Raw genomic sequence first — 26,142 nt, 5'->3', positions numbered from 1 at the left:
GCGCCCTTCGGGTAACGTTACGGAAGTTTCACATCTACCCCCGCGCGGCCCGGGCCACTTCGGCCTCGCTCAGCCCGTATTTCCCAGCGTACCGCGCGCGGGCGGCCAGCAACCTCGGGTCATCGGGCTGCATCCCCAAGGTGCGGATAAAGGCGATGCGCTGCTGCTGTTTCAAAGACTCGGTGTCGATATCGGTGCCCATGGCCCGGTCGATGATTTCTCCGCCCGGGCTGACGTGGAACCACTTGTTGAAGTCGCGAAAGTGATGCTGATTGTGCAGCCGGGTGACATGCCGCTCCACCGCAGTTTTCGGCACCGTCAGATGCGCCGTCATGTGAAACCACTCATAGCCCAGAAAGGTCAGCACCCCGCCCAGAGGCACGATCGCCGTGGCGATCCAGATGCTCGCCTCGACCCCCAAAAGCGCCGCGATGCCCCAGACCAGAAGGAAATTCCCCACGAGCATCGGCAGCGCGACCCAGACCGGCACGAAAAACAGCCCGTGATTGGTCGGGAAGTCATGGTGCCCGTAATGCGCGCGGTACAGCAGATCAAAGGCCCACTGCCGCTTCGGCGGGGCAAGGTGAAAGACATGTCGGTGCAGGTTATACTCATTAAGCATCTGCGCCGCGACCCCCAGCGGCACCAGCGCCCAAGACCACAGCGGCGCCCCCCAGAGCATGGCAACGAAAGCCACCACAGCGGCCAGCGCCATGAGCGACACGCCCGCATGGCCGAACATGATCTTGATCCGTGACATCCGTCTGACCTCCCCATCCTGCGCATCCGGTAGGCAAAACTGTAACAAATCCCCCGCCTGCCTGTCGCGCATGACGTTAGGTGCCCTTGGCCGCTTGACCTCCCCCCTCATTCCGGCCCACATCCGCGCATGAGCAAAGCGACCCTGACCATCGACCTACAAGCCATCGCCGACAACTGGCGCGCCCTCGACCGTATGACAAAGGCCGAGACCGCCGCCGTGGTCAAAGCCGACAGCTATGGGCTGGGCGCCGCCCGTGTGGCCAAGACATTGGCCGAGGCCGGGGCGCGGCAGTTCTTCGTGGCCCTGACCGAAGAGGGGGTGGCCCTGCGCCAAGCCTTGGGCGAAGGCCCGGTGATCAATGTCTTTTCCGGGCATATGCCGGGCGATGCAGAGGCGATTGCCGGTGCCGCGCTGACGCCGATGATCAACTCGACAGAGCAGCTGCTGCGCCAGTTTGAGGCCCTGCCCGGCCATGCTTTCGGCATCCAACTCGACAGCGGGATGAACCGGCTGGGGATGGAGCCTGCGGAATGGGCAGCCCTGCGCGACATCGCGCTGAGCCAGAACCCCACGCTCATCATGTCGCATCTGGCCTGCTCGGACGCGCCGGATCACGAGATGAACGACGCGCAACTGCACAGTTTCCGCGACATGACCCAAGGGGTCGAGGTGCCGCGCTCGCTCTCCGCCACGGGGGGCATTCTGCTGGGGCCGGAGTATCATTTCGACGTCACCCGGCCCGGCATCGGTCTTTACGGCGGGCGCCCATTCACAGAGGCGCGGCCCGTGGTCACCCTCGACGTGCCAGTGATCCAGACCCGCAGCGTCACCCCCGGGGAAACTGTGGGCTATGGCAACACCTGGACGGCGGAGAGCACCGTGACGCTCGCCACCGTGGCCGCGGGCTACGCCGACGGCCTTCTGCGCGCGATGGGCAATGCGACCGGCACCGCCTGTTTCCAGCATGAGGGTGTTACCCTACCCATCCTCGGGCGCGTCTCAATGGACCTGATCACGGTGGATGTCTCTGCATTGGACGAGGTGCCCGCGACCTTGCAACTGCTGGGGCAAAGCCAAGGCGTTGATGATTTGGCGGATTGGGCGGGCACGATCGGCTATGAGGTGCTCACCTCTTTGGGCGCAAGATATGCGCGAAACTACGCCGGTTAGGTCGGCGATTTTCCCCCGCATCGCAGCACGCCGCCGAGAGAGTCGCTGCGCGACTCACTGGCGTTCCCCCACGGTACGCCTCGCCCCTGCCCTGCGCTGCCGATCACGAATTGCACGGCGCAGGCGCAAATAACTTCCGAAAAACCTGCGGTTGTGCCATAATCTCGGCAAAACTAGGTTAAATCCTCAGCATAATCCCACAGGGAATGGGAACAAAGAAGGATAAGGAGGCGTTGGTCGGCAGAAACTTGCTTAGTAGCTCTTCCAGGGGGGAGAAAGTATGTCCCAGCTTCGTTCCTTTGCCTACCTCGTTCAATTCGCCTTTCAACGGCTTGCGGTGGTGGTTTTCGCCCTCGCGGCCCTTGCCCTTACCGGTGCCAGCATCATGGCGGCGCTCGGCCTTTGGGATTGGATCAGCCTTGATCTGCAATACGCCGGTGAGCCTGTCGAAAACGCCGGGATGTACGCCCAACTGGCGCTGACCGTCCTTGCTGTGGGCCTGTGCTTTTTCCTGCCCACTAACCGCCGTGTCATGCAGCTTGAGACCTCGCACCGCCAATTCAATGTCGGCATGCAGGACGTGGCCCGCGCCTATGCCGCCGTGCACGCCGCCGACCGGGCCGAAACCTTTCAGATGAGCTCGGAATTCGATTCGGTGCGCGAACGTCTGGCCTATCTGCGCGATCATCCCGACCTCGCCACGCTGGAGCCTGCCGTGCTGGAAATGGCCGCTCAGATGAGCCACGTGGCCCGCGATCTGGCCGAAGTCTATTCGGATGAGAAACTGGCCCGCGCCCGCAGCTTCCTCAAGCAGCGTCAAGAAGAGGTCGAGCTTTTCAATAGTCGTCTCGATCAAGCCAAAGCGATCTCGACCGAGATGAAACATTGGCTGCACGAAGTCGAACTCGAAGAAAGCGTCGCCGTGGCTCAGCTTGAGCGTCTGCGTGAAGAGATGCGTGAGATTATGCCTGAGCTTGGCCTTGAACGTGTGGTCCAGACCGAAACACCCGAGCGCAAGCCTGAGACGACATCGCTCGACAATATCGTGATCGACCTGCCGCCCAAAGCCGCTGAGTAATGCCAGCGGCGGCATCCGGCCCATTGGGTTCCCCCCCGGGATCATCACCCAAGGGCCGGATGCTTTTCCTTTGACGCCATCGGGCACCTGCGCGAAAAGGGCCCATGGCCAAATCCTCCTCCAGTTTTTCCTGTGCCGAATGCGGCGCGAAACATTCCAAATGGTCCGGGCGCTGCGACGCCTGCGGCGCGTGGAATTCCATCGTCGAAGACAAGGGCATCTCCGCAGGCCCGCCCAGCAAATCCTTGGGCGCAAGGCGCGGCTCTGCCATTGAACTCACCGATCTTGCCACACAAGAAACCCCGCCCCCGCGCGCACAGTCGGGCATTGCGGAGTTGGACCGCGTGTTGGGCGGCGGGCTGGTGCCCGCCTCGGCGATCCTCGTGGGCGGCGATCCCGGCATCGGGAAATCGACCCTTCTGCTGCAAGCCGCCGCGCATTTCGCCAACTCCGGCCTCAAGACGATCTATGTCAGCGGCGAAGAAGCCAGCGCGCAGGTCCGCATGCGCGCGCAGCGTCTTAGCCTTTCCGAAGCGCCGGTGAAACTCGCGGCGGAAACCAATCTGCGCGACATCCTGACCACGCTTGAGGCCGAGCGCCCGCAGCTTGCCATCATCGACTCGATCCAAACCATGTGGGCCGACAACGTCGAAAGCGCGCCCGGATCGGTCAGTCAGGTCCGCGCCGCGGCGCATGAGTTGACCAGTTTCGCCAAACGCCGCGGGGTCGCGGTGATCCTCGTGGGCCATGTCACCAAGGAAGGCCAGATCGCTGGCCCCCGCGTGGTGGAGCATATGGTCGACACCGTGCTCTATTTCGAAGGCGAGCGTGGCCACCAGTTCCGTATCCTGCGCGCCGTGAAAAACCGCTTCGGCCCGGCGGATGAGATCGGCGTTTTCGAAATGACGGGGGGCGGTCTGTCAGAGGTGATCAACCCCTCGGCGCTGTTCTTGTCGGAACGCGGACAACCCTCTCCCGGTTCGGTCGTCTTTGCGGGCATCGAAGGCACCCGGCCTGTCTTGGTCGAACTTCAGGCGCTCGTGGCCCCCTCGCCCCATTCCCAAGCGCGCCGGACGGTGGTGGGCTGGGATTCGGGGCGTCTGGCGATGATCCTCGCGGTATTGGAAGCGCGGTGCGGAATTCCTTTCGCGGGGCTGGATGTCTACCTCAATGTGGCGGGCGGGATGAAGATCTCCGAACCCGCCGCCGATCTCGCCGTGGCCGCCGCGATCCTCTCGGCGCGGGAAGACGCGGCCCTGCCCGCCGAAACCGTTGTTTTCGGAGAGATTAGCCTCTCCGGTGCGCTGCGCCCCGCCAGCCAGACGGAAAACAGGTTGAAAGAGGCGCAAAAACTTGGTTTTACGAGCGCTATTGCACCGCGCGGCGGCAAGGCTGTGGGTGTGACCGGAATTGCGCTGAATACGATGAGCGATCTGACCGGATTTGTTGGCGAAATTTTCGGGGCGGGCTGATCCCCCCTTAGACGAGGGCGAGAACGCGCATGGACGGTTTTACCATTATTGACGGGGTGGTCGCGGTTGTCATCGTGCTATCGGCATTGCTGGCCTATGGCCGCGGGCTGGTGCGCGAGTTGATGGCGATTGTCGGCTGGATTGCAGCGGCTGTGCTGGCCTTTCTCTTTGCGCCGCAGGTCGAGCCGCTGGTGCGTGAACTGCCCTATGTGGGCGAATTCTTGGCCGATAGCTGCGAACTGTCGGTGATTGGTGCTTTTGCGCTGGTCTTTGCCGCAGCACTGATCGTGGTCTCGCTCTTCACGCCGCTCTTCTCCTCGCTTGTGCACCGCTCGATGCTGGGTGGCGTGGACCAAGGGCTCGGCTTCATCTTTGGCGTCGTGCGCGGCGTGCTTTTGGTGGCGATTGCCTTCTTCGTCTACGACACCGTCATCACCGGTGAGCGGACCACCATGGTGGAAAACAGCCGTTCCGCCGCCGTATTCTCGCGCTTCACCGGCCAGATCGAAGAAAAAGACCCGCAAGAGGCGCTCGGCTGGATCACCAACCGCTATGAGGCGCTGGTGGGCAAATGTAGCGCCTAAGGCTTTCATAATCTCTTAACACAATCCTTTTAGACAGGCGGCCAGAGCATAATGGCCGCCTGTTTTGCGTTTGGGCTTGGCAGGTTACGGGGGCCGCCTCCTCGGCGGGCAATGCGGCGCTTTATCCTGCCTCATGCCCCCCGCAGGCGACATGCGGGGTGACAGCCGCTTACGAAGCCCCTACATAGGCAGCGACCTCACCCGGATTCGGAGTTGCCCCGTTGTCCAAGCACATGCCGCCCGCCCATCCCTTTGACACTTCCTATCTGCGCGACAGCGGAGATGAGGATAAACTGAAGGAGGAATGCGGCGTCTTTGGCGTGGTTGGCGTTGCCGATGCCGCCACTTTCGTGGCCCTTGGCCTGCACGCCCTCCAGCACCGTGGACAAGAGGCTGGCGGCATCGTCAGCTACGATCCCGCCGCCGGTTTCCAATCGGCCCGCCGCTTTGGCTATGTCCGCGACAACTTCACCTCGCAGGATGTGATGCAAACGCTCCCCGGCGAGCTGTCCATTGGTCACGTCCGCTATTCGACCTCTGGCAACAAGGGCCCCACCGCGATCCGCGACGTGCAGCCCTTCTTTGGTGAGTTCGCCATGGGCGGGGCCGCGATTGCCCATAACGGCAATATCACCAATGCCAACGCCCTGCGCCGTGAGTTGATTGAGCGGGGCTCGATCTTCCAATCCTCATCCGACAGTGAGTGTATCATTCACCTGATGGCCCGGTCCTTGCAGCAAAACATCCCCGAGCGGATGGAAGATGCGCTGCGCCGGGTCGAGGGGGCCTTCTCTGTCGTTGCCATGACGCGCACCAAGCTGATCGGCGTGCGCGATCCGCTGGGCGTGCGCCCGCTCGTGCTAGGCCGTGTCGGCGATGGCTGGGCGCTGAGTTCGGAGACCTGCGCGCTCGACATCATCGGCGCGGAATTCGTCCGTGAGATCGAACCGGGCGAGATGGTGGTGATCACCGAGAAAGGGGTCGAAAGCCATTTCCCCTTCCGCCGTGTCGCCTCGCGTTTCTGTATTTTTGAGCATGTCTACTTCAGCCGCCCCGACAGCATTCTCGGCGGTCGCTCGGTCTATGAAACGCGTGAGAATATTGGCCGCGAACTGGCCAAGGAAAGCCCCGTGGAAGCCGATCTCGTCTGTCCCGTGCCTGACAGCGGCACCCCGGCGGCGATTGGCTATAGCCTTGAATCCGGCATTCCCTACGCCATGGGCATCATCCGCAACCAATACATGGGCCGGACCTTCATCGAGCCGACCGAGCAGATCCGCAATATGGGGGTCCGCCTCAAGCTCAACGTCAACCGTGCGCTGATCAAGGGCAAGCGGGTGATCTTGGTCGACGACTCGGTGGTGCGCGGCACGACATCGCGCAAGATCAAAGAGATGATCCTCGACGCGGGCGCGAAAGAGGTGCACTTCCGCATCGCCTCCCCCCCCACGGCTTGGCCCTGTTTCTACGGCGTCGACACCCCGCAGCGCGAAAAGCTGCTGGCGGCGACCATGTCCGAGGATGAGATGCGCGACCACTTGCAGGTCGACAGCCTCAAATTCATCTCGCTCGACGGTCTCTACCGCGCGGTGGGCGAAGCCGAAGGCCGCCACGCCGACTGCCCGCAGTATTGTGACGCCTGCTTCTCTGGCGACTACCCGGTGACCCCTGCCGATCAGGTTAAGGAAGGTTTCCAGATGAAGCCCGCCGCCGAGTAACCCACCAGAGGGATCAAACCAAAGCAAAGGCCGCGCCCGGTTCCCCGGTCGCGGCCTCTGCTTTTCCGCATTGCGCGGAGCCGCTTAATTCTGCGCCGCAGGCTCCGCCGCGTCATTGGCGCTCTCGGTTGCGTCATCCACGGCATCGCTGATCGCCTCCCCGGCGGCATCCACGCTGCCCGCGATTGCATCGGCGGCGTCTTCAGCGGCGTTGGTCATATCTTCGGCCACCTCGGGCGCATTGATCGCCTCGGAAGCTTCGATGGCCACTTCCTGCGGCCCCTTGCCGGTGAAAAGCATATAGCCCGCCAGCGCAATCAGCGCCGCCACGACCAACCAGACCAGATTCTTCATTCCATTCCCCTTAATCTACGCCCCGCGAGGTTAAAGATTTCCCCCGGAGCCGCATAGCCGTGAATTGCGCTACAATCGCCCCAGATCAAGGGTAAATCGCCCCAAACCCCACGCATAGCGTGATTTTGCGACTTGAAGATGGCCCCACGCGGGTTTACCTTGCATTCTGGAATTAGGTAACAATCAAAGGACCATCACCATCGCTCGCAGACCTCATAACGCGCCGCCCCAACGTGACACCGGCCCGCGCGTCAACGACAAGATCCGTGCCCCCGAAATCCGCCTGATCGGTGCCGATGGCGAAAACGTCGGCGTTGTCTCGCCGCAGCGTGCCATGGAAATGGCCGATGACGCCGGCCTCGACCTTGTTGAAATTTCGCCCAATGCCAAGCCGCCCGTGTGCAAGATCATGGATTTCGGCAAGTTCAAATATGAACAGCAAAAGCGCGAGAGCGAAGCCCGCAAGAAACAGAAGATCATCGAGATCAAAGAGGTCAAGTTCCGTCCCAATACGGACAAGAACGACTACGATGTGAAGATGCGCAATGTCTTCAAGTTTCTTGAAGGTGGCGACAAGGTGAAGGTTACCCTCCGGTTCCGTGGCCGTGAGATGGCGCACCAGAACCTCGGTCGTGAGCTTTTGGAGCGCGTCGCTGCCGACACCAAAGAGATCGGCCGGGTGGAGAACTTCCCCAAGATGGAAGGCCGCCAGATGGTCATGGTGATCGGGCCCCTGCCCAACAAGTGATCAGGCTCAATCGAGTCCGCATAACGGGCCCGACTGACACATGCACTATCCAATAACGCAAAACGCCCCCGGATCGCTCCGGGGGCGTTTTCTGTTTGGGGTGTTGGTCTGCTTAGCGCAGCAGACCTGTAATGTTGCGCACCACGGCACGACGGTTCGCAGGTTCCGCCGACGTGGTCGGCACGCGCAGCTGGCTCTCGCCATAGCCCTGCGTGATCAGGTTGGCGGGCGGCACATCGAAGTACTCGGTCAGCGCCAGCGCCACGGTTTCGGCACGGCGGTCCGACAGGGCGAGGTTATAGCTCGCATCGCCAACCGCATCGGTGTGACCTTCGACAAGGATCACGGTGCGCGGGTCCTTCTGAATCAGGTCACGCAGTGTGGTACCGATATTGGCCAGTGCGCGGGCCTGTTCCGGCTGGATCGCGGCAGAGCCGGTGGGGAAGCGTACGGCATCGAGTTCCAGCTCCGGCGCGAGGGAGCGTACCTCACGGATTTCACGCACCTGACGCAGGGAGAATGTCCGCCCCTGATCGTTGCGCATCTCAGCTTGCAGCGCCTGACGCAGCGCGGCTTCGTCTTGGGTGCTGGCGCGCTGTGCTTGCTGGGTCTGCTGAACCTGCGGCAGATCGTTCACGACAACTTCGCGCTCTTCCACGAGGTCATCTACCAGCACATATTCACGGCCCTGCGCATCGAAGTTCGTCCGGCGCAGCACGGTGCCATCGCGCGAGCGGATGGTCTCGACCCGGCTTCCGTCGCTTTTGGTCACGATGGTCCGGGTGGAGCCGTCGTCGAAGGTCTGGGTCTGCACCTCGTCACCAGGGCGGCGAAGCAGAGCGTTATCGTCCTTCAGCACGCGCAACTCGCCAGTGTCGTCCTGCACGACCACACGGTCACCGGAGCGGCTGACGATCTTCTCACCATTGTTCAGAACCGAGCCGACAGCCACGGCCCCGAGGCCGAGCAGCAGCGCTTTTTCGAAGTCCGACATCCCGCTGTCGTCGTCCTCAGCGGCGGCGGCATCGGCTTCGCCTGCGGCAGTCACTTCGGTCTCGAAGTCTTCGTCCGAACTGCGCACGTCTTCTTCGGTAACTTCTTCGGTCACGACTTCGGCGTCCGCATCGCTTTCGGCAGCAGCAGCGGCGGCGGCGGCAGCTTCACGCTCGGCGCGGCGTTGCTCACGGCGCTCTTCGCGGCGTTCGGCACGGCGGGCTTCGCGGCGCTCTTCACGGGCTTGGATCTGCTCTTCGGTCAGACCGGCGTTGTCTTCCTCGCCGACTGCTTCGCCGCTGGTTTCGGCTTCCATTTCGGCCTCGGCTTCTTCCAAGGTCTCGACGGCAGTCTCATTGGCTTCCGCATCTGCCGCAGCTTCGGCGTTTTCGTCGGTTTCTACGTTCTCGGTCACCTCAGCATCGGACTCGGAGGTCAGCTCGGCATCAGCTTCGGCGGTCGCTTCAGCTTCAGCTTCCACGTCCTGCGCGGTCTCAGCCTCAACGTCTTCTGCAATCTCGGCCTCGGCTTCTTCTTCAACCTCGGCTTCTTCTTCAACCTCGGCTTCGCTATCCTGCTCGGCTTCAACTTCCGCCTCGGTCTCAACCTCTTCGTCGACTTCGACCTCGCTCTCAGTCTCGGCGGTCATTTCGGCTTCGGCCTCGGCGGCCTCCGCTTCCGCTTCGCTTGCGGTTTCCTCTGCCGCCTCGGCTGCGGCTTCAGCCTGCGCTTCCGCTGCGTCGGCGGCCTCTTCGGCCTGTTCGGTCACGTCGTTCACAGCAGGCGCGGCCGCCTCACCCGTCGCTTCAACCGCGCCGGTCGCCTGATCCAGCAGCGAACCCGCCTCGGCTTCGGTTTCTGCCTCGGCCTCGACCTCTGCTTCACCTTCCGCTTCGACTTCCGCCTCGGCCTCACCGCTCAGCCCGGCCATAACACGAAGCTCTTCGGCACTTTCTACCGTCTGATCGTCGAATGCGCAGGGGAATTCGGTCGCTTCGCCCACGGGGCCGCATTCATTCAGATTTTGCTCCTGCGCAAAGGCGCCATGCGGGAAAGCCAAGGCAAGGCTCAGACCCAGCGAAGTCGTAGATCTCAGTAGGTTTTTCATGTTCACGTCCTCATCATTACGGGAACGCCGTTCGGGCAGCGCTTGTCACCCAACGCATGATGGGGGCGCTGGTTCCGCTATCCAATATCAAGAGCTTACCCCATGAAAATACCGCGCCCCCTATAAGGACGCGGCAAAAGTTTACGCTGCTGTTATCGGCTATCAGGCGATGGCGGCCACGGCGCGGCGGGTCATCACGCCGCACAGATGGGCGCGGTAGGCGCCGCTGCCGTGCAGATCGCTGATCATGTCACCCGCGTCGAGTGTCAGCCCCTCCAAGGCTTCCGGCGCGAACCGTTCCGACAGGGCAGTTTCGGCTTCACTCCAGCGGAAGACACCGTCGTTCGACGCACCCGTGATCGCCACGCGCACCCCATCGCCGAGGCGCGCGACATAGGCCGCGACCAGCGGGAAGCGCGAGGCGGGCTGGATAAATTTCTCGTAATGCGCGGCCTCAGGGATGGGGAAACGGACGCCGGTGACGATCTCCCCTTCCTCCAACGCGGTGGTGAACATGCCTTGGAAATAGTCATCCGCGGCAATCTCGCGGCGGTCGGTCTCAATCGTCGCGCCACTGGCCAGAGCGCCCGCCGGGTAGCAGGCAGAGGGGTCGTTATTGGCAAGCGATCCGCCAATCGTGCCCCGGTTGCGCACCGCCGGGTCGCCGATCCGTGCGGCGAGGCTGGCGAGCGCCGGGTAGCTCTCCGCCGCCTCGCGCATGACCGTGGCATGGGTCGTGCCGCCACCGATCCACAGCGCGCCATCGCGCATCTCAACCCCTTTGAGCGCATCGATCCCCGCCAGTGATACCAGAACTGAGGGCATCGCCAGCCGCGCCTTTAGCGTGGGGATCAACGTCTGCCCGCCGCTCAGCGGTTGCGCATCCTCCTGCCCCAAAGCCTTGACCGCATCCGCCACGCTGCCGGGGCGCTCTACTTCGAAATCATACATCTTTCATCCTTCCCAGAGGCCGCCCGAGCGTCGCCTCTTTTCTCAAACCAATCTTCAGCAGGCCCTTAGCCATTCATCGCCTCCCAGACCCGCGCGGGGCTGACCGGCATGTCGATATGGCCGATGTCCTTCCCGCCCGAGCGCATGGCGTGAAGGACCGCGTTAACCACCGCAGGCGGCGAGCCGATGGCCCCCGCCTCCCCGCAGCCTTTCACGCCCAAGGGGTTGTGGGTGCAGGGCGTCTGGCAGGAGTGATCCACGTCATAGAACGGCAAATCGCTGGCGCGCGGCATGGCGTAATCCATGTAGGACGCGCTGAGGAGTTGGCCGTCTTCATCGTAGGCGCAGTTCTCCAACAGCGCTTGACCGATACCTTGGGCCAGACCGCCGTGGACTTGGCCCGTCACGATCATCGGGTTCACCACATTGCCAAAATCATCGGCAGCGGTGAAACGTTCGACAGTGACATGGCCGGTTTCGGGGTCCAACTCGACCTCGCAGGCATAGGCCCCCGCTGGATAGGTGAAGTTCGACGGGTCATAAAAGGCAGTTTCCTCAAGCCCCGGTTCGATCTCTTCCAACGGGTAGTTATGCGGCACATAGGCGGCAAGCGTCACATCGCCCCAAGCCACGGATTTATCCGTCCCCGCAACGCTAAAGGCCCCATCCTTCAACTCGATATCCGCTTCCGAGGCTTCGAGCAGGTGGCTTGCGATCTTCTTGGCCTTGGCGATAATCTTTTCGGTCGCGCGCACCATGGCGCTGCCGCCCACGGCCAGCGAGCGCGAGCCATAGGTGCCCATGCCCATCGGCACCTTAGAGGTGTCGCCATGGACGATCTCGACCATATTCTCGTCGATGCCGATCATATCGGCCACCACCTGCGCGAATGAGGTCTCATGCCCCTGCCCGTGGCTGTGACTGCCGGTCATCACGACCAGCCCGCCGGTGGCGTTGACCCGCACCGTCGCGCTTTCATAGAGCCCTGCCCGCGCGCCGAGTTGGCCCACAAGGTTCGACGGGGCAATGCCGCAGGCCTCGATATAGCAGTTCACGCCGAAGCCGCGCAGCTTGCCCTTCGCCTCACTCTCACGGCGCCGCGCTTCAAAACCCGCGTGGTCAGCGATCTCTTCGAGCTTGTCCATCGTGGCGTTGTAATCGCCCGTGTCATATTCCACCGCCACCGGGGTGGCATAGGGAAACTCCGTCACGAAGTTTTGGCGGCGCAGTTTGATCGGGTCGACCTGCAACTCATGCGCGGCCTTGTCGATCAAACGCTCCAACTGATAGGTCGCCTCGGGCCGACCGGCCCCGCGATAGGCATCTACTGGCACGGTATTGGTAAAGACCGCCTTAACGTTCACGTAGATCAGCGGCGTTTTATAGTTCCCCGCCATGAGCGTGCCGTGCAGCCAAGTCGGCACCGAAGGCGCGAAGGTCGACAGGTAGGCCCCCATATTGGCATAGGTATCGGTGCGCAGGGCGGTGAAGTTGTTCTCTGCATCCAGCGCCAGTTCGATCTTGGTCACATGGTCGCGGCCATGGGCGTCGGACATGAAGGCTTCCGACCGGCTCGACGTCCATTTCACCGGACGCCCCACCGCCTTGGCGGCGAAGGTGCAGAAGGCCTCTTCCTGATAATGGAAGATCTTGGTGCCGAAGCCGCCGCCCACGTCAGGTGCCACCACGCGCAGCTTGTGCTCGGGGATGCCCAGCACGAAGGCGCCCATCAGCAGGCGGATCACATGCGGGTTCTGGCTGGTGGTATAGAGCGTGTGTTCCCCGTCCGAGCGGTTGTAGTCACCGATGGCGACGCGCGGCTCCATCGGGTTGGCGACGAGGCGGTTGTTGACCAGTTCCAACGTGGTGACATGGGCGGCCTCGTCAAAGGCTTTGTTCACCGCCTCCTTATTCTCTTCCACGAAACCCCAGTCGTAGCAGAGGTTGCTGGTCAGGTCGTCATGCACCTTGGGCGCATCGTCTTTCACCGCGTCTTTCATGTTCACCACGGCGGGCAACTCGTCGATATCGACGACAATCGCCTCGGCGGCGTCCCGGGCCTGTGCCAGCGTTTCGGCCACCACGGCGGCGATGGGCTCGCCCACATGGCGGACCTTTTCATGGGCCAGCACGGGGTGTTTCGGCTCCTGCATGGGTTGGCCGTGTTTGTCGGTGATCTGCCAGCCGCAGGGCATCCCGCCCACTTCGGCGAAATCCGCGCCGGTGAAAATCTTCAGCACGCCGGGCATGTCTTCGGCGGCAGAGGTATCGACCCCGGTCAGCCGCCCATGGGCCACATCCGAGCGCAGGAAAAACACATGGGTCTGGCGGCGCAGGTTGATGTCATCGGTATAGCGCCCCGCCCCGGTGAGAAAGCGCACATCCTCCCGCCGTTTGCTGCTGGCCCCAATGCCGCTCGTCGGTTCAAAATCCTTTGGCATAATATCCTCCCGTTTGGTGGCGGTGCGATGCACCTGATCCGTCACGCGGCCTCCGGTTCTGGCGGTCCTCCCTCCGCCATCACCGGCCTGCCCGGCGTGACGCCGTTACTCTGCCGCCAGCGCGCTGACCTCTTGGCCGCTGGCCGCCATGATCGCTTTGACGATATTGTGGTAGCCGGTGCAGCGGCAGATGTTGCCGTCAAGGTAATGGCGTACCTCGGCCTCCGAAGGTTTCGGGTTTTCCTTGAGCAGGGCCGCCGCCGACATCACCATCCCCGGCGTGCAAAAGCCGCATTGCAGCCCGTGGTGATCTTGAAACGCCTGTTGGATGGTGCTGAGCGTGCCATCGGGGGCCGCCTGCCCTTCGATGGTCTCGACTTCGGCGCCATCGGCCTCGACCGCGAACATGGTGCAGGCTTTGACCGCATTGCCGTTCACATGGACCACACAGGCGCCGCATTGGCTGGTGTCGCAGCCCACATGGGTGCCGGTCAGTTCCAGATCATCGCGCAGGAAATGCACCAGCAGCGTGCGGCCCTCGACCTCTCCCGACGCGGGTTTGCCGTTCACGGTCATCTTGACCTGTGTCATGTTCTTCCTCCCAGTCTGACGCTTGTTGAGATCAGTTAAGCACGACAAGCCCTAGTTGAGAACATATATTTTCCTAAGGTTTTGCCTCAGCCGTTGCCCGCGCTTTTGCCGGGGTTGCGCGGCTGCGGGCGCGTGGGGATCTCTTTCAGCAAGCCGCCCACCCCCATCGCCGCGATATCCGCGCTGGTGACGGGAATACCGCAGACCAGCCGCGACAGCACCCAATCCGCCCCGTTGAGCGCGGGCGAACGGGCGCAGCCCGGCAGGCCGATCACGGCGCGGGCGCCAAGTTGGCCGAGAAAGAGCAGATTGCCCGGATCGACCGGCATGCCAAAGCGCGTCACCTCGCCCCCCGCCGCGCGCAGGGCGGAGGGGGCGACGTCATTGATGTCCGACGTGGCGGAGGCGGTGAGGATCAAGACCAGATCGGTCTCTGCCGCCGCAATCGCCTCGGCCAGCGGGGCGCTACGGTGGGGAACGGTTACGACATCGCGAAGGGTCACGTTGAGCGCTTTCAACCGCCCCTCCACCGCGGCGCGGCCCTTGTCCCCGGCCCCGCCGGGCACGTCTGTGATGATCAGCGTGGCATCGCGCAGCACAGGCGGCGCGAGGCGCAAGGCGCCCTCTCCCGCCGCCGCGCAGGCGGCCTCGACTGTGCTTTCAGGCAGGGCGTAGGAGATGATCTTGATCGTCGCCACCATGCCGCTCTCGCCCATCTGCTGATAGGGTGGCACGGTGGCCAGCGTGATCATCGGGTCCACCGCATTGACCGCCTCAAGCGCCGCGCGGTCCATCACCACCACCCCCGGCCCATCGGCCAGCAGGTTCACCCGCCCGGTAAAGGGTTTTGACATCCGCAGGCCCGAACCGCAGAGGCTTTCGGCCAATCGCGCGGCACCTGCGTTCTCGTCAATATCACCGGGGCCGAGCCGGGCGACGATCACCTCTTCGATGCCTGCGCCTTCCAGTGCTGCGATATCCTCTTGGGTCAGCACGCGGCCCTTGCGCAGCCGCCCCGCCGTCACCGCGACGGAATGGGCCAGCGTCGCGCCCAAAGCCGCGCTTAGAGGGACCGGGCCAAACCTCATGGTCGGCGCAGGCTTTGGATCATCTGGGCAAGGATCGACACGGCGATTTCAGCTGGGCTGGCCGCACCGATATCGAGGCCGACCGGCCCGTGGATACGCGCCGCTTGCTCTGCCGCCACACCTGCTTCCGCCAGCCGATCAAGCCTGCTGGCCTGCGTCCGGGTCGAGCCGAGCGCGCCGATATAGAAAGCCCCGGACCCGAGCGCCACATGCAGCGCCGGATCGTCGAGTTTCGGGTCATGGGTCAGCAAGACCACGGCGGTACGCGCATCAACCCCGATCTCCCGCAGGGCGGCGTCGGGCCAATCGTTCACCACTTGGCAATCAGGGAAGCGGGCGGGTGAGCCAAAAGCCTCCCGCGGGTCGACGACGATCGGGTCGAACCCCGCCTCTGTCGCCATGCGCACCAGATGCTGCGCGATATGCACGGCGCCCACGATCACCAGCCGCAGCGGCGGGTTGTGGATGGCGATGAACCGCCCTGTGTCATCCTCGACGCCAGAGCGGTCGCGGCGAAAGCGGTCGTCATGCCCCGCCTCTGTCAGCCGACGGTCGCTGCCGTCCAACGCCACCTCATAGGCCACCGGCTTACGGGCCGCGCGCCTTGCCACCAATTCGCGCAGCATCTCGAGGCTCAGCGCCTCCGACCCCACCGGCTCCACCAGCACCTTGATCGTGCCGCCGCAGGCCAGCCCCACGGCAAAGGCATCGCCATCGCTGACGCCATATTCCAACAGCCGCGTGCGGCCATCCTCCAGCGCCTCCAAAGCCTCGACCACCACCGCCCCTTCGACGCAACCGCCCGAGACGGACCCCATCATCGTGCCATCGCCCGCCACGACCAATTGCGCGCCAGCGCGCCGGGGGGCGGAACCCCATGTCTCCACCACCGTGGCAAGGGCCACGGGCTGTCCGGCTTCGGCCCAGTCGAGCGCTTGTTCGGGGATCCGGTCCATCGGTTGTCCTTTCAACGTGAGGGCGCAAAGTGTGTCGCAATAGGGGCAAAGGTCAATGGCCGATCCGGCCTTCGGCTTCGCCTTGCACGCCGTGGCCTGCGGCACTACATCTAGCCCAAGCACTCACAACAGCCGGAGCCACCCCATGCCCATGCAAGCCAGCGAAATCGAAGATTTGATCCGCGCGTCCTTTCCGGATGCCAAGATCACCGTCGAAGGCAATGATGGCGTGCATATGGCGGCCATGGTCGTGGACGAAAGCTTTCGCGGCATGAACCGGGTCCAACAGCAGCGCGCCGTCTATGCGGCCCTCAAGGGCAAGATGGACGGGTCAAACGGCGAATTGCACGCGCTGGCGCTGACCACCCGGACCCCGGACTAACCATGTGGGGCTGGGTCGCTGCGGCTGTCGTGGGCGGGATCGCCGCCACCGCCTATGCCCAGCACCGCGCCCGGCGCGGCCAGCATGTGCCGCTGTCGCAGCGCCAGCCACCCCGGCCTGAGACCGGCAAGGTGCCGCTGGGGATGGAGGCGCTGGATTTGGATGCCGTGGCCCGCACCGCGCGGCGCAACGAAAGCCTAGAGCGCGGGCATACGAATTGGACCAAGAAACGGGGCGGCTTTTTCCTCGGCGGGGCCGAAGTTGAGGTCAAACCCTGGGCCGACGATGAAACCTATGCGCGGCGCTATCACGCTGCGTTCAAGAAACCAGATACGAAGGACGAATGACATGAGCGATGCCGCAAGCCAGATTAAGGAACAGATCACCGAGAATGACGTGGTTCTGTTTATGAAAGGCACGAAAGAAATGCCGCAGTGCGGCTTCTCCAGCCGCGTGGCCGGGGTGCTGAACTACATGGGCGTGAACTACAGCGACGTGAACGTGCTGGCAGATGAGAACCTGCGCCAAGGGATCAAGGATTTCTCCGACTGGCCAACCATCCCGCAGCTTTACGTCAAAGGCGAATTCGTCGGCGGCTGCGACATCATCACCGAGATGACGCTGTCGGGCGAGTTGGACACCCTGTTCGACGAGAACGGCGTCGCCTTCGACAAGGAAGCCGCCGACAAGATCCGCGAAGCCAACGGCTAAGCCGGGCGCCCGCGTCAAACAAAACACCCCGGAGCGGTTTCGCGCTCCGGGGTGTTTTTGTATGTAAGGCCGGGGGGCAGCTCAGTCTTCGATGGCCGTGATCATATCGACACGGCGGCCATGCCGCCCGCCTTCGAATTCGGTGTCGAGAAAGGCATCCACGATCTCAAGCGCGAGACCGCCGCCGATCACCCGCGCGCCCATCGACAGCATATTCGCGTCGTTATGCGCCCGGATCATCTTGGCCGAGAAGGTATCGCTGCACACGCCGCAGCGGATGCCCTTGACCTTGTTGGCCGCCATCATGATGCCCTGCCCCGTGCCGCAGATCAGAATGCCCAGATCGAACTCCCCCGCCACGATGCGCCGTGCGGCGGCTTCGCCATGTTTGGGGTAATCGGTGCTTTCCGCCGTCGCGGGGCCGATGTCTTCGACAGTGAACCCGCGTTCGACCACATGGCGCGCGATGTCTTGGCGCAGGGCGATGTCGGCGTGGTCACTTGAGATGATGATGCGGGGTTTGGTGGTCATCTGAGGGCTTCCTGATTTTGCGTCATGGAGGGTCGCCCCGTAGGGGCGCGTTAGGTGGTCGCCCCGTAGGGCGCGTTTGGTGGTCGCGTCGAAAGGGGCACTTTTCGCGCCCCCCAGAGCATATTGCAGCCCGCGCCGCAATCCCGCCCCTTCAATCTTGCGGCAAACAGTCAGTGTAGATCGGGGTCACTTCGCCATCGGTCGTTGCCCGCCAAGCCAGCGAAGCGCGGCCCTGATGCTCCCACCACTCATAGCCCGCGCCGTCCGAGGGCCAGCCATAGCGCGCGCCAGAGGCGGACGGCAGGCGGCCCAACTGGATCAACCGCCCCTCGACATAGAGCACCACCACGCCCGGATCGGCACCGGGCACATAGACCACCGGCACCGAAACCCCGCGCTCACAAATGTAAGTAGCGGCGGAGGTTTCGGCGCCCGCAGGCGCGGCCCAGAGCAGCGCGCAAAAGGCTGCCCTGAGGACCCGGCTCATTTGCCCGCCTTCTCCTCGATCTCGGCGGCCAGCGCCTCGGCCCGGGCGGCGATTTCAGCAAGGGTGTCTTTCACCCCCTGCGGCACCACCGGCACTTCGATCCGCTCAGGCTCGACCTTGACGTTGCGCAGGCTGGTGAGTTCGGCCTCACGCTCGGCCAGTTCCGCGCGCAGCTCTGCGATGCGATCCTCGACGCTGGCGGTCTTGTCGGCCAAAAGCAGGCCCGCCATCAGCAACATCCGCGCCTCGGGCATGCGGCCCACCTGATCGCTCAGCACGCGGGCTTCGTCGTCCAGCATCTTGGCGGCGGCTTGCAGATAGCTTTCTTCACCCTCCTGACAGGCGACTTCGAAATGGCGGCCGCCAATGGTGATCCGTACCTCGGGCATCAGTCGGCCCCTCCTGACTTGGGTTCTTCTTCGGCGCTGTCGTCTTGCGCAGCGCTCTCGTGCGCGGGCGCTTCGGCTTTGGCCTCTGCCCCCGTTTCATCCGCAGCTTCAACTTCCGGCTCGCCTTCTTCGACCAAGGGGGCCAGCGCGGTCAATACCGCGTCGATCTCGGCCATCTCGATCGCGCGGGTGGCGCGCAGGCTCTCCAACTCTGCAATCACGGCGGTGTCGATCAGTTTGGGATCGGCCAGCCCCTCCGCATTGGCCAGCCGCAACTGCTCGCAAGCCGCCGACAGCTGCTCATTCGCCTGACGCAGACGCTGCACGTCCATATCAAGCTGGGTCACCCGGTCGTTGTTGAAGTCCATCTGCGCGCGCAGGTCGTTCAATTCGTCCTTATGGCTTTCCTTCAGCGTCTTGACCCGGTCGGTCAGCTGAGCGTTGGCTTGACGCTCCTCTTCCAAGGCCTGCACAATATCCTCATCCGGCTCTGCGGGCGCGGCGCTCAGCCGGTCCACCCCCTTGGCCATCTGGTCCATCGCGGCCGTGATGCGGCGCTGATAGTCTTCAAGTTCACTCATCCGCATGAATTCTCCTCACTCGTCCTGCTCTCTCGGCGGCGTTTTCGCCTGCCGTGCCCCGGGCTGCGCCCTGTTGCGGCGGCCCGTCCCGCAGATAGCGCGCGCCCCGCCCAATGTCACGCGCGCGAATCGCCCGTATCAGCCGGTTTTCGCAATCCTAGCCAAAGCGCGCTCAAATTGCGCCCCCCCTTTCGTTTCAGCGACTTGAGCCGCCAAGTTCACTCTCGCCCCCGCTATGGGCCGCCCCGGACCCGCCCGCGCACCCCAGTTGTGCTTGAACTTTGCCCCATCGCTGGTATGCACGAGCCCAATCTGCCACAGCCCCAAAGGAAGCCCCCGTGGATCTGACAGCCCTCGCAAGCGCAAACCCCGACCACTGGTCCAAGGCCACCGCCATTCGCGCGCTGACCCTCGATGCCGTGGCCGCCGCCAATTCCGGCCACTCCGGCATGCCGATGGGCATGGCCGATGTGGCCACCGTCCTCTTTGAGAAGCACCTGAAGTTCGACGCGTCCAACCCGCTTTGGCCCGACCGCGACCGCTTCATCCTGTCGGCAGGCCACGGCTCCATGCTGCTTTATTCGCTGCTGCACCTGACCGGCTATGAGCAATTTCCCATCGAAGAGTTGAAGAACTTCCGCCAAATGGGCGCGCGCACCGCGGGCCACCCAGAGAACTTCCTCGCCGATGCGATTGAGACCACCACCGGCCCGCTGGGCCAAGGCATCGCCAACTCCGTCGGTTTCGCCATGGCCGAAGAGATGCTGCGCGCGCAGTACGGGGCAAAGGTCGTGGACCATTACACCTATGTCATCGCTGGCGACGGCTGCCTGATGGAAGGCGTCAGCCAAGAGGCAATCACGCTGGCCGGCCGTCACAAGCTGAGCAAGCTCATCGTGATGTGGGACAACAACAACATCACCATCGACGGCCCCGTCACCCTGTCGGACAGCACCGATCAGGTCACCCGCTTCAAGGCCGCAGGCTGGCATGTGATTGAGATCGACGGCCACAACCCTGATGAGATCGACGCGGCCTTGACCGAGGCGAAAGCCTCTGACCTGCCCACGATGATTGCCTGTAAGACGCATATCGCGCTCGGCCACGCCGCGCAGGACACCTCGAAAGGCCACGGCGCGCTGACCGACGCCGACCAAATGGCCGAAGCCAAAGCCGCCTATGGCTGGACCACCGGCCCCTTCGAAGTGCCCGCTGACGTGAAATCCGCTTGGGAAGAGATCGGCAAACGCGGCGCCGATGCCCGCCGCGACTGGGAAGAGCGTTTCGACAAACTGCCCCGCGCCAAGCGCGAGACCTTCAACCGTGCCCTCGCCCTCGACGCGCCGAAAAAGATGAGCGCGACGGTCAAGGCCTTCAAAAAGCAGATCACCGAAGGCGCGCCCAAGATGGCGACCCGCGCGGCAAGCGAGAAAGCCCTCGAAGTGCTGAACCCGATCCTGCCGGAAACCGTTGGCGGCTCGGCGGACCTGACCGGTTCGAACAACACCAAGACCAGCGATCTCGGCATCTTCGACACCGACAACCGCGGCGGGCGCTATGTCTACTGGGGCATTCGCGAACACGGCATGGCGGCGGCGATGAACGGCATGGCGCTGCACGGCGGCCTGCGCCCCTATGGCGGCACCTTCATGTGCTTCACCGACTATGCGCGCCCCGCGATGCGTCTGGCGGCCTTGATGCAAATCCCCACGGCCTTCGTCATGACCCATGACAGCATCGGCCTTGGTGAAGATGGTCCGACCCACCAGCCGATCGAACATCTGGCGATCAGCCGTGCCACACCCAACACCTACGTCTTCCGCCCCGCCGACGCGGTGGAAACGGCAGAGGCTTGGGAAATCGCCTTCACCGCGAAAACCACGCCATCGGTTCTGTCGCTGACCCGTCAGGGCCTGCCCACCGTGCGCCTGGAGCACAAAAACAACAACCTCACCGAGAAAGGCGCCTATGTGCTGGCCGATGCCGAGGGCAAACGTCAGGTGATCCTGATTGCCACCGGCTCTGAGGTGCATGTCGCATTGGCCGCGCGCGAGCTGCTCCAAGCCGAAGGCATCGGCACCCGCGTCGTCTCCATGCCGTGCATGGAACTCTTCGCCGCGCAGGACGAAGCCTACCGCAAGCGCGTGCTGCCCGGCGGCGCCGTGCGCGTCGGGATCGAGGCCGGTGCCCGTCAGGGCTGGGACCAGTGGCTCTTTGGCGAGCGTGGCAAATACGGCAAGGCTGACTTCGTCGGCATGGACCGTTTCGGCGCCTCCGCCCCGGCGGAAGAACTCTTCGAGCGCTTCGGCTTCACCGCAGAGAACGTGGCAGAGAAGGCCAAAGCGCTGCTCTGATCTGCGGATCATACAATACAAAAAGGGGGCGACGGTTCATCCGTCGCCCCCTTTTTCATTTGCGAGACAAGGTCGCTCTCAAACGGCTGCCTTATGAAACACCTTGCGCCAGATCGGCGTCACGATCTTCTCCCCGATCGGGATCAGCACCAGACCAAGCGCCAAACCAAAGAGCCCGTCGATCCCCGCCGTGGTGATCCATTCGACCGCCCCTTCGAACTGAGCCGGAACCGCATGGCCAACGGTCACGGCGATGTCGTGGATCCATTTATAGGGCGCGGCAAAGCCCATCTGCTCCAACCCGTGAATGATGATCGACCCGCCAACCCAAAGCATGGCCGCCGTGCCAACGATGGTGAGCAGCTTCAAAAACCCCGGCATCCCGCGCACCAGACCGCGGCCCAGGCTCCGCGTCAGGCCAAAACGCCCCTTGTTCGCCATCACTAGACCCACATCGTCCATTTTGACGATCAGGGCGACAGAGCCATAGACCGCAACGGTGATCATGACCGCCACCGCCGCAAGCGTCGCCGCTTCCATCCAAAAGTTGCTTTCGGGGATCGCGGAAAGGGCAATGGTCATGATCTCTGCCGACAGGATAAAGTCAGTCTTGATCGCGCCTGCGGCCTTCTTCTCTTCCAACTGCGCAGGGTCTTCGACCACCTTCTCCTTATCGGGATAATCCTCATGTCCATGCCCCCAACCAAGCGCATGGGCGACCTTTTCGGCCCCCTCGAAACACAGGTAAGCCCCGCCCAGCATCAAAAGCGGCGGGATCGCCCATGGCGCGAAATTCGCCAAAAGCAGACCTACGGGCAGCAAATAGACCAGCTTGTTGCGCAACGATCCTTTGGTGATCCGCCAGATCACCGGCAATTCACGCTCGGCCTTGAACCCATGCAGATATTTCGGCGTCACGGCGGCATCGTCGATCACCGCGCCCGCGGCTTTGGAGCCCGCCTTGGCCGCTTGCCCGATCACGTCATCCACGCTCGCCGCTGCAACCTTGGCGATGGCCGCCACGTCATCCACAAGTGCCAGTAAACCGCTCATTCCTTGCCCCTTTTTGCGTGCTGCATCCGAAGTAGCATGTGCAGCCCATCTGGCAAGTCCGAAGCCGCTGCGACCTTTACCGCTAACATGTAAGTTTAACGCTAACATATGGAAATCATTTGGTTTTGCCCCTTTCCCCTGACCGCCCCTGCCGGATATAGAACCCGCGACCCCGACATACGGCCCCCACCCGCGCGGCCCGAGACAAGGAATGCACCATGACCATCAAAGTTGGCATCAACGGATTTGGCCGCATCGGCCGCTGCACGCTCAGCCATATCGCGGCCTCGGGGCGCGATGATATCGAAGTGATCAAGGTCAACGCCACCGGCCCGCTCAGCACCGCGGCGCATCTCATCAAATACGATTCCGTCCATGGCCGTTTCCCGGGCGAGGTTCAGATCGACGACGGCTACATGAACCTCGGCCAAAACGACATCGAGATGATGTCGACCTACAACCTCGAAGAGCTTGACTGGTCCGGCTGCGACGTGGTGCTGGAATGCACCGGCAAGTTCAACGACGGCAACAAGGCCAATGTGCACCTCGAAAACGGCGCAAAACGCGTGCTCCTCTCGGCGCCCGGTAAGAACGTCGATAAGACCATCGTCTACGGCGTCAACGATGACCAGCTCGAAGTCTCCGACCAAATGATCTCCAACGGGTCCTGTACCACCAACTGCCTCGCGCCGCTGGCCAAGGTGATGCATGAGGCCGTAGGCATCGAAAGCGGTCTGATGACCACGATCCACAGCTACACTGGCGACCAGCCAACGCTCGACCGCCGCCACAACGACCTCTACCGCGCCCGCGCCGCCGCCATGGCGCTGATCCCCACCTCCACCGGCGCCGCCAAGGCCCTGGGCGAAGTGCTGCCCGCGCTGAAGGGCAAACTCGACGGCACCGCAATGCGCGTGCCCACCCCCAATGTCTCCGCCGTCGACCTCACTTTCCAAGCCAGCCGCGACGTGACGGTCGAGGAAATCAACGCCGCCGCCCGCGCCGCCGCCGATGGCCCGATGAAACGCGTGCTGGCCTACGACCCCGAGCAGAAGGTCAGCATCGACTTCAACCATACTGAGGAAAGCTGCATCTTCGCCCCCGACCAGACCATCGTCGTGGCAGGTCGCACGGTTCGCGTGCTGGGCTGGTACGACAATGAATGGGCCTTCTCGGTGCGCATGGCCGATGTTGCCGTCGCCATGGGCAAACTGGGCTGAGGCTTGCACGGCGGGGATGTGCCTGTAATATCAGGCCATTCCCCGGCCGGAGCCACACTATGACCAATCCCATCGCCATCGTGCTGGCCCTCGTCATCGCCGGGGCGATGGCGGTCGACCTCTATGTCTATGGGGCCGACCATATGATCTATCTCGGCAAAAAACTCTTCGCGCTGATCGAATGGATGGCCTTCTGGCGGTAACCTCCCCCCAATCGCTCCCCCCACAGAACCCAAAAAGGACGCGGCCACCAATCAAGCGCCACGCCCCTCCCCCTTCATCCTTTTAAAAATACCTCGCAGAACCGCGCCTCACGCGGCCCACTCACCACCCCAAACGCTACTTCTGCGAAAACCGCTCAATCAGCACCTTATTCACCGCCGGCGTCACGAATTTGCTGACATCCCCATCCAACCGCGCGATCTCTTTCACCAATTTGCTGGCAATCGCCTGATGAGTGGCCTCGGCCATCAAGAAGACCGTCTCGATGGAATCGTCCAACTGCCGGTTCATGCCGACCATCTGGAACTCATATTCGAAATCGGACACGGCGCGCAGGCCGCGCACGATGGTCTGGGCGCCCACGTCGCGGGCACAGTCAATGAGCAGGTTTTCGAAAGGATGCACCACGATCTCGACGCCGGTCTCTTCGGCCAATTGCGCGCATTCCGCTTCGATCAAGGCGACCCGTTCTTCGAGGGTGAACAACGGCCCCTTGTCGCGGTTGATGGCCACGCCGATCACCAGCCGGTCGACCATACGGGCCGCGCGGCGGATGATGTCGATATGCCCCAGCGTGATCGGGTCGAACGTACCGGGGTAAAGGGCTATGCGCATGTAATTGTCCTGCGTATCTGCTGCGTTGCGGCACAGCCAATCATTTCACCGCCCCAAGCGCAAGTCGGTTAGCGGTAGCATTGCCCCGCCGTCAGTCGGCGGGGGCCACAGTTTAATGGCCGCTTCAGTGGCCCATGATCATGCCTTCAAGGGCCTGTTTCTCCATCGACAACTCTTGCAATTGTGCTTTGACCACATCGCCGAGGGAGATCAGCCCCACCAGCACGCCGTCCTCAAGCACGGGCATATGGCGGAACCGCCCATCGGTCATCTTTTGCAGCACCGCATCGGACCGGTCGTCGCGGCTACAGGTCACCAATTTGCGGGTCATGAGGGTTTCGGCCGCCTGCTCCAGACAGCCCGCGCCCGCGCGGCCCAGCTCGCGCACGATGTCCCGCTCGGACAGAATCCCATCCGGCGTCTTGCCATCGGCCGAAATCACCAGCGTCCCGATCCGTTTCTCGGCCAGCATCGCCGCCGCTTCGGAGATCGCCAATCCGGGTTTGGCCGTCACCACCTTGTCATCGGGCTTGGTCTTGAGAATCTGCGATACGAGCATCTGGCGCCTCCTTGGGTACAGGGCAAAGTCACCTCCAGCGTCACCGCGAAATCCTTTTCTGTCAAGCTTTTGGCGCAGTCCGGCCCGAGGTCAGCGCCTCCAGCCGCGCGGTCTCGGCCCGCAGTCCGGTGGCCAGCGCCTCGGCAAAGGCCGCCAACCGCGCGTTGCGGCGGTCATCGGCGTGGCGGATCAGATAGAAGGCGCGTTTGAGGCTCACGGCATCGGTAAGGATGCGCCGCACCCCCTGCGTCGCGGCAAGCGAGAAGTCATGCGCGACCCCAATCCCCCCGCCCTGCTGGATCATCCGCACCTGCACGGAGACGGAATTCGACGCCAGCGCCACCCGGCTGATGCCAAGGTCCGCAAGGTAGTCCAACTCACGGTCAAAGATCATATCGGGGATATAGCCGACCATCCGGTGCCCTTGCAGATCGCCCACGGCGGTCACCTCAGGATGCTGCGCCAGATAGCTTTCCGCGGCGGCGAGATGGAGGTGGTAGTCCGTCACTTTCTGCACCACCAGCCGCCCCGCCGTGGGCGCGCTCACCCCGATGGCCATATCCGCCTCGCGCCGGGACAGGTTGAAAACGCGCGGCAATGCAATGATCTGCACGTCCAGATCGGGGTTCTTCGCGGCAATCGCCGCACAGACCTGTGGCAGCAGATAGTTCGCCGCCCCGTCGGGCGCGCCGACACGGATCTGCCCCGATAGCTGATCGCTTTGCACCTGCACCCCGGCGGTGGCCGCGCGCATCGCCTGTTCGGCCCGCTCTGCCCGCTGCATGAGGTCTCGCCCCGCTTCGGTCAGCATATAGCCCTGCGGCGATTTCACGAAGAGGACGGTCTGCAACGCCTTTTCCAACCGTGCCATGCGGCGGCCCAGCGTTGCGGGGTCGAGCCGCAGCAGCTTGCCCGCGCCAGACAGGCTTTCCTCTCGTGCGACGGCCAGAAACAGCCGCAGGTCATCCCAATTCTGATCCATCTACCTGCCCTCCTACGCTTTGCAAAAATGCAAGACGGTTT

28 protein-coding genes are annotated in these 26,142 nt (G+C 63.2%); 12 read left to right on the top strand and 16 right to left on the bottom strand.

The window, feature by feature from the left end; translation table 11 throughout:
- Positions 1-34 precede the first annotated feature (34 nt).
- Positions 35-760 (bottom strand): sterol desaturase family protein, encoded by a 726-nt coding sequence (locus ACGYLO_RS14985; RefSeq protein ID WP_271687107.1) that lies wholly within the window; start codon positions 758-760, stop codon positions 35-37.
- Positions 761-889: 129 nt separating this feature from the next.
- Here ACGYLO_RS14985 and alr point away from each other — a divergent pair, with 129 nt between their 5' ends.
- The 5 genes from alr to purF all read left to right on the top strand — a co-directional run bounded on the left by alr (position 890) and on the right by purF (position 6,785).
- Positions 890-1,933 (top strand): alanine racemase, encoded by a 1,044-nt coding sequence (alr, locus tag ACGYLO_RS14980; RefSeq protein ID WP_271687106.1) that lies wholly within the window; start codon positions 890-892, stop codon positions 1,931-1,933.
- 280 nt (positions 1,934-2,213) lie between these two features.
- The gene (locus ACGYLO_RS14975) at positions 2,214-3,011 is read left to right on the top strand and encodes a DNA repair protein (RefSeq protein ID WP_271687105.1); all 798 of its coding nucleotides are present in this window, start codon (positions 2,214-2,216) and stop codon (positions 3,009-3,011) included.
- A gap of 104 nt (positions 3,012-3,115) precedes the next feature.
- A complete protein-coding gene (gene radA / locus ACGYLO_RS14970; RefSeq protein WP_271687104.1) occupies positions 3,116-4,483 on the top strand; it encodes a DNA repair protein RadA in 1,368 nt (455 codons plus the stop codon).
- A 29-nt stretch (positions 4,484-4,512) separates the two neighbouring features.
- Positions 4,513-5,067, top strand: coding sequence for a CvpA family protein (locus tag ACGYLO_RS14965; RefSeq protein ID WP_067268241.1), 555 nt, complete (start codon positions 4,513-4,515; stop codon positions 5,065-5,067).
- Between the two features lie 233 nt (positions 5,068-5,300).
- Positions 5,301-6,785, top strand: coding sequence for an amidophosphoribosyltransferase (purF, locus tag ACGYLO_RS14960; protein ID WP_271689959.1), 1,485 nt, complete (start codon positions 5,301-5,303; stop codon positions 6,783-6,785).
- An 84-nt stretch (positions 6,786-6,869) separates the two neighbouring features.
- Here the strand turns inward: purF and ACGYLO_RS14955 are convergent, their stop codons facing one another.
- Positions 6,870-7,139, bottom strand: coding sequence for a hypothetical protein (locus ACGYLO_RS14955; protein WP_271687103.1), 270 nt, complete (start codon positions 7,137-7,139; stop codon positions 6,870-6,872).
- A 199-nt stretch (positions 7,140-7,338) separates the two neighbouring features.
- On the opposite strand from ACGYLO_RS14955, the gene infC reads away from it, so the two are divergent.
- Positions 7,339-7,887: a translation initiation factor IF-3 gene (infC, locus tag ACGYLO_RS14950; protein ID WP_209217843.1), complete on the top strand. Its 549-nt coding sequence runs from the start codon at positions 7,339-7,341 to the stop codon at positions 7,885-7,887.
- A gap of 112 nt (positions 7,888-7,999) precedes the next feature.
- Here the strand turns inward: infC and ACGYLO_RS14945 are convergent, their stop codons facing one another.
- The 6 genes from ACGYLO_RS14945 to ACGYLO_RS14920 form a co-directional block, all read right to left on the bottom strand.
- Complete coding sequence (locus ACGYLO_RS14945; RefSeq protein ID WP_271687102.1) at positions 8,000-9,988, bottom strand: OmpA family protein; 1,989 nt, start codon at positions 9,986-9,988, stop codon at positions 8,000-8,002.
- Positions 9,989-10,150: 162 nt separating this feature from the next.
- Positions 10,151-10,939: a xanthine dehydrogenase family protein subunit M gene (locus tag ACGYLO_RS14940; RefSeq protein ID WP_271687101.1), complete on the bottom strand. Its 789-nt coding sequence runs from the start codon at positions 10,937-10,939 to the stop codon at positions 10,151-10,153.
- A gap of 65 nt (positions 10,940-11,004) precedes the next feature.
- The gene (locus ACGYLO_RS14935) at positions 11,005-13,380 is read right to left on the bottom strand and encodes a xanthine dehydrogenase family protein molybdopterin-binding subunit (RefSeq protein ID WP_271689957.1); all 2,376 of its coding nucleotides are present in this window, start codon (positions 13,378-13,380) and stop codon (positions 11,005-11,007) included.
- 105 nt (positions 13,381-13,485) lie between these two features.
- Complete coding sequence (locus ACGYLO_RS14930) at positions 13,486-13,971, bottom strand: (2Fe-2S)-binding protein (RefSeq protein WP_067268228.1); 486 nt, start codon at positions 13,969-13,971, stop codon at positions 13,486-13,488.
- An 86-nt stretch (positions 13,972-14,057) separates the two neighbouring features.
- Complete coding sequence (locus ACGYLO_RS14925) at positions 14,058-15,059, bottom strand: molybdopterin-binding protein (RefSeq protein ID WP_271687099.1); 1,002 nt, start codon at positions 15,057-15,059, stop codon at positions 14,058-14,060.
- Positions 15,056-16,015, bottom strand: coding sequence for an XdhC family protein (locus tag ACGYLO_RS14920; RefSeq protein ID WP_271687098.1), 960 nt, complete (start codon positions 16,013-16,015; stop codon positions 15,056-15,058). The genes ACGYLO_RS14925 and ACGYLO_RS14920 overlap by 4 nt, the downstream gene beginning before the upstream one ends.
- A 145-nt stretch (positions 16,016-16,160) precedes the next feature.
- On the opposite strand from ACGYLO_RS14920, the gene ACGYLO_RS14915 reads away from it, so the two are divergent.
- Genes ACGYLO_RS14915 through grxD form a run of 3 tightly spaced genes read left to right on the top strand, consistent with a single transcriptional unit; the run spans position 16,161 to position 17,108 of the window.
- Positions 16,161-16,397, top strand: coding sequence for a BolA family protein (locus ACGYLO_RS14915; protein ID WP_067268222.1), 237 nt, complete (start codon positions 16,161-16,163; stop codon positions 16,395-16,397).
- A gap of 2 nt (positions 16,398-16,399) precedes the next feature.
- A complete protein-coding gene (locus ACGYLO_RS14910) occupies positions 16,400-16,744 on the top strand; it encodes a hypothetical protein (protein ID WP_271687096.1) in 345 nt (114 codons plus the stop codon).
- A gap of 1 nt (position 16,745) precedes the next feature.
- Positions 16,746-17,108: a Grx4 family monothiol glutaredoxin gene (gene grxD / locus ACGYLO_RS14905; protein ID WP_209217636.1), complete on the top strand. Its 363-nt coding sequence runs from the start codon at positions 16,746-16,748 to the stop codon at positions 17,106-17,108.
- A gap of 81 nt (positions 17,109-17,189) precedes the next feature.
- Here the strand turns inward: grxD and rpiB are convergent, their stop codons facing one another.
- The 4 genes from rpiB to ACGYLO_RS14885 form a co-directional block, all read right to left on the bottom strand.
- On the bottom strand, positions 17,190-17,639 hold the full coding sequence (rpiB, locus tag ACGYLO_RS14900; RefSeq protein ID WP_271687095.1) for a ribose 5-phosphate isomerase B: 450 nt from the start codon (positions 17,637-17,639) through the stop codon (positions 17,190-17,192).
- Positions 17,640-17,790: 151 nt separating this feature from the next.
- Positions 17,791-18,126 carry an MliC family protein gene (locus ACGYLO_RS14895; protein ID WP_271687094.1) on the bottom strand — a complete coding sequence of 112 codons (336 nt, stop codon included), beginning with the start codon at positions 18,124-18,126 and terminating at the stop codon, positions 17,791-17,793.
- Positions 18,123-18,515, bottom strand: a complete 393-nt coding sequence (locus ACGYLO_RS14890; RefSeq protein WP_067268217.1) for a cell division protein ZapA — start codon at positions 18,513-18,515, stop codon at positions 18,123-18,125. The genes ACGYLO_RS14895 and ACGYLO_RS14890 overlap by 4 nt, the downstream gene beginning before the upstream one ends.
- Entirely contained in the window at positions 18,515-19,102 is a 588-nt protein-coding gene (locus ACGYLO_RS14885; RefSeq protein ID WP_271687092.1) for a hypothetical protein, read from the bottom strand. The genes ACGYLO_RS14890 and ACGYLO_RS14885 overlap by 1 nt, the downstream gene beginning before the upstream one ends.
- Before the next feature lie 332 nt (positions 19,103-19,434).
- Here ACGYLO_RS14885 and tkt point away from each other — a divergent pair, with 332 nt between their 5' ends.
- Complete coding sequence (gene tkt / locus ACGYLO_RS14880; RefSeq protein ID WP_271687091.1) at positions 19,435-21,450, top strand: transketolase; 2,016 nt, start codon at positions 19,435-19,437, stop codon at positions 21,448-21,450.
- Between the two features lie 78 nt (positions 21,451-21,528).
- Here tkt and ACGYLO_RS14875 read toward each other — a convergent pair whose 3' ends face one another.
- The gene (locus tag ACGYLO_RS14875; protein ID WP_271687090.1) at positions 21,529-22,503 is read right to left on the bottom strand and encodes a DUF808 domain-containing protein; all 975 of its coding nucleotides are present in this window, start codon (positions 22,501-22,503) and stop codon (positions 21,529-21,531) included.
- A 218-nt stretch (positions 22,504-22,721) separates the two neighbouring features.
- Here ACGYLO_RS14875 and gap point away from each other — a divergent pair, with 218 nt between their 5' ends.
- The gene (gene gap / locus ACGYLO_RS14870; RefSeq protein WP_271687089.1) at positions 22,722-23,723 is read left to right on the top strand and encodes a type I glyceraldehyde-3-phosphate dehydrogenase; all 1,002 of its coding nucleotides are present in this window, start codon (positions 22,722-22,724) and stop codon (positions 23,721-23,723) included.
- Between the two features lie 59 nt (positions 23,724-23,782).
- Complete coding sequence (locus ACGYLO_RS14865) at positions 23,783-23,926, top strand: hypothetical protein (protein WP_169306043.1); 144 nt, start codon at positions 23,783-23,785, stop codon at positions 23,924-23,926.
- A 136-nt stretch (positions 23,927-24,062) separates the two neighbouring features.
- On the opposite strand, the gene coaD is transcribed toward ACGYLO_RS14865, so the two are convergent.
- The 3 genes from coaD to ACGYLO_RS14850 all read right to left on the bottom strand — a co-directional run bounded on the left by coaD (position 24,063) and on the right by ACGYLO_RS14850 (position 26,101).
- Positions 24,063-24,560, bottom strand: a complete 498-nt coding sequence (gene coaD / locus ACGYLO_RS14860) for a pantetheine-phosphate adenylyltransferase (protein ID WP_168613531.1) — start codon at positions 24,558-24,560, stop codon at positions 24,063-24,065.
- 124 nt (positions 24,561-24,684) lie between these two features.
- Positions 24,685-25,119: a CBS domain-containing protein gene (locus ACGYLO_RS14855; RefSeq protein WP_271687088.1), complete on the bottom strand. Its 435-nt coding sequence runs from the start codon at positions 25,117-25,119 to the stop codon at positions 24,685-24,687.
- Between the two features lie 61 nt (positions 25,120-25,180).
- The gene (locus ACGYLO_RS14850) at positions 25,181-26,101 is read right to left on the bottom strand and encodes a LysR family transcriptional regulator (RefSeq protein WP_271687086.1); all 921 of its coding nucleotides are present in this window, start codon (positions 26,099-26,101) and stop codon (positions 25,181-25,183) included.
- Positions 26,102-26,142 lie beyond the last annotated feature (41 nt).

The organism is Sulfitobacter sp. 1A13353 (assembly GCF_043557255.1).
Lineage (GTDB): Bacteria > Pseudomonadota > Alphaproteobacteria > Rhodobacterales > Rhodobacteraceae > Sulfitobacter > Sulfitobacter faviae.
Note: the sequence above shows the minus strand (reverse complement) of the source record. Positions and strands in the feature narration are given on the sequence as shown.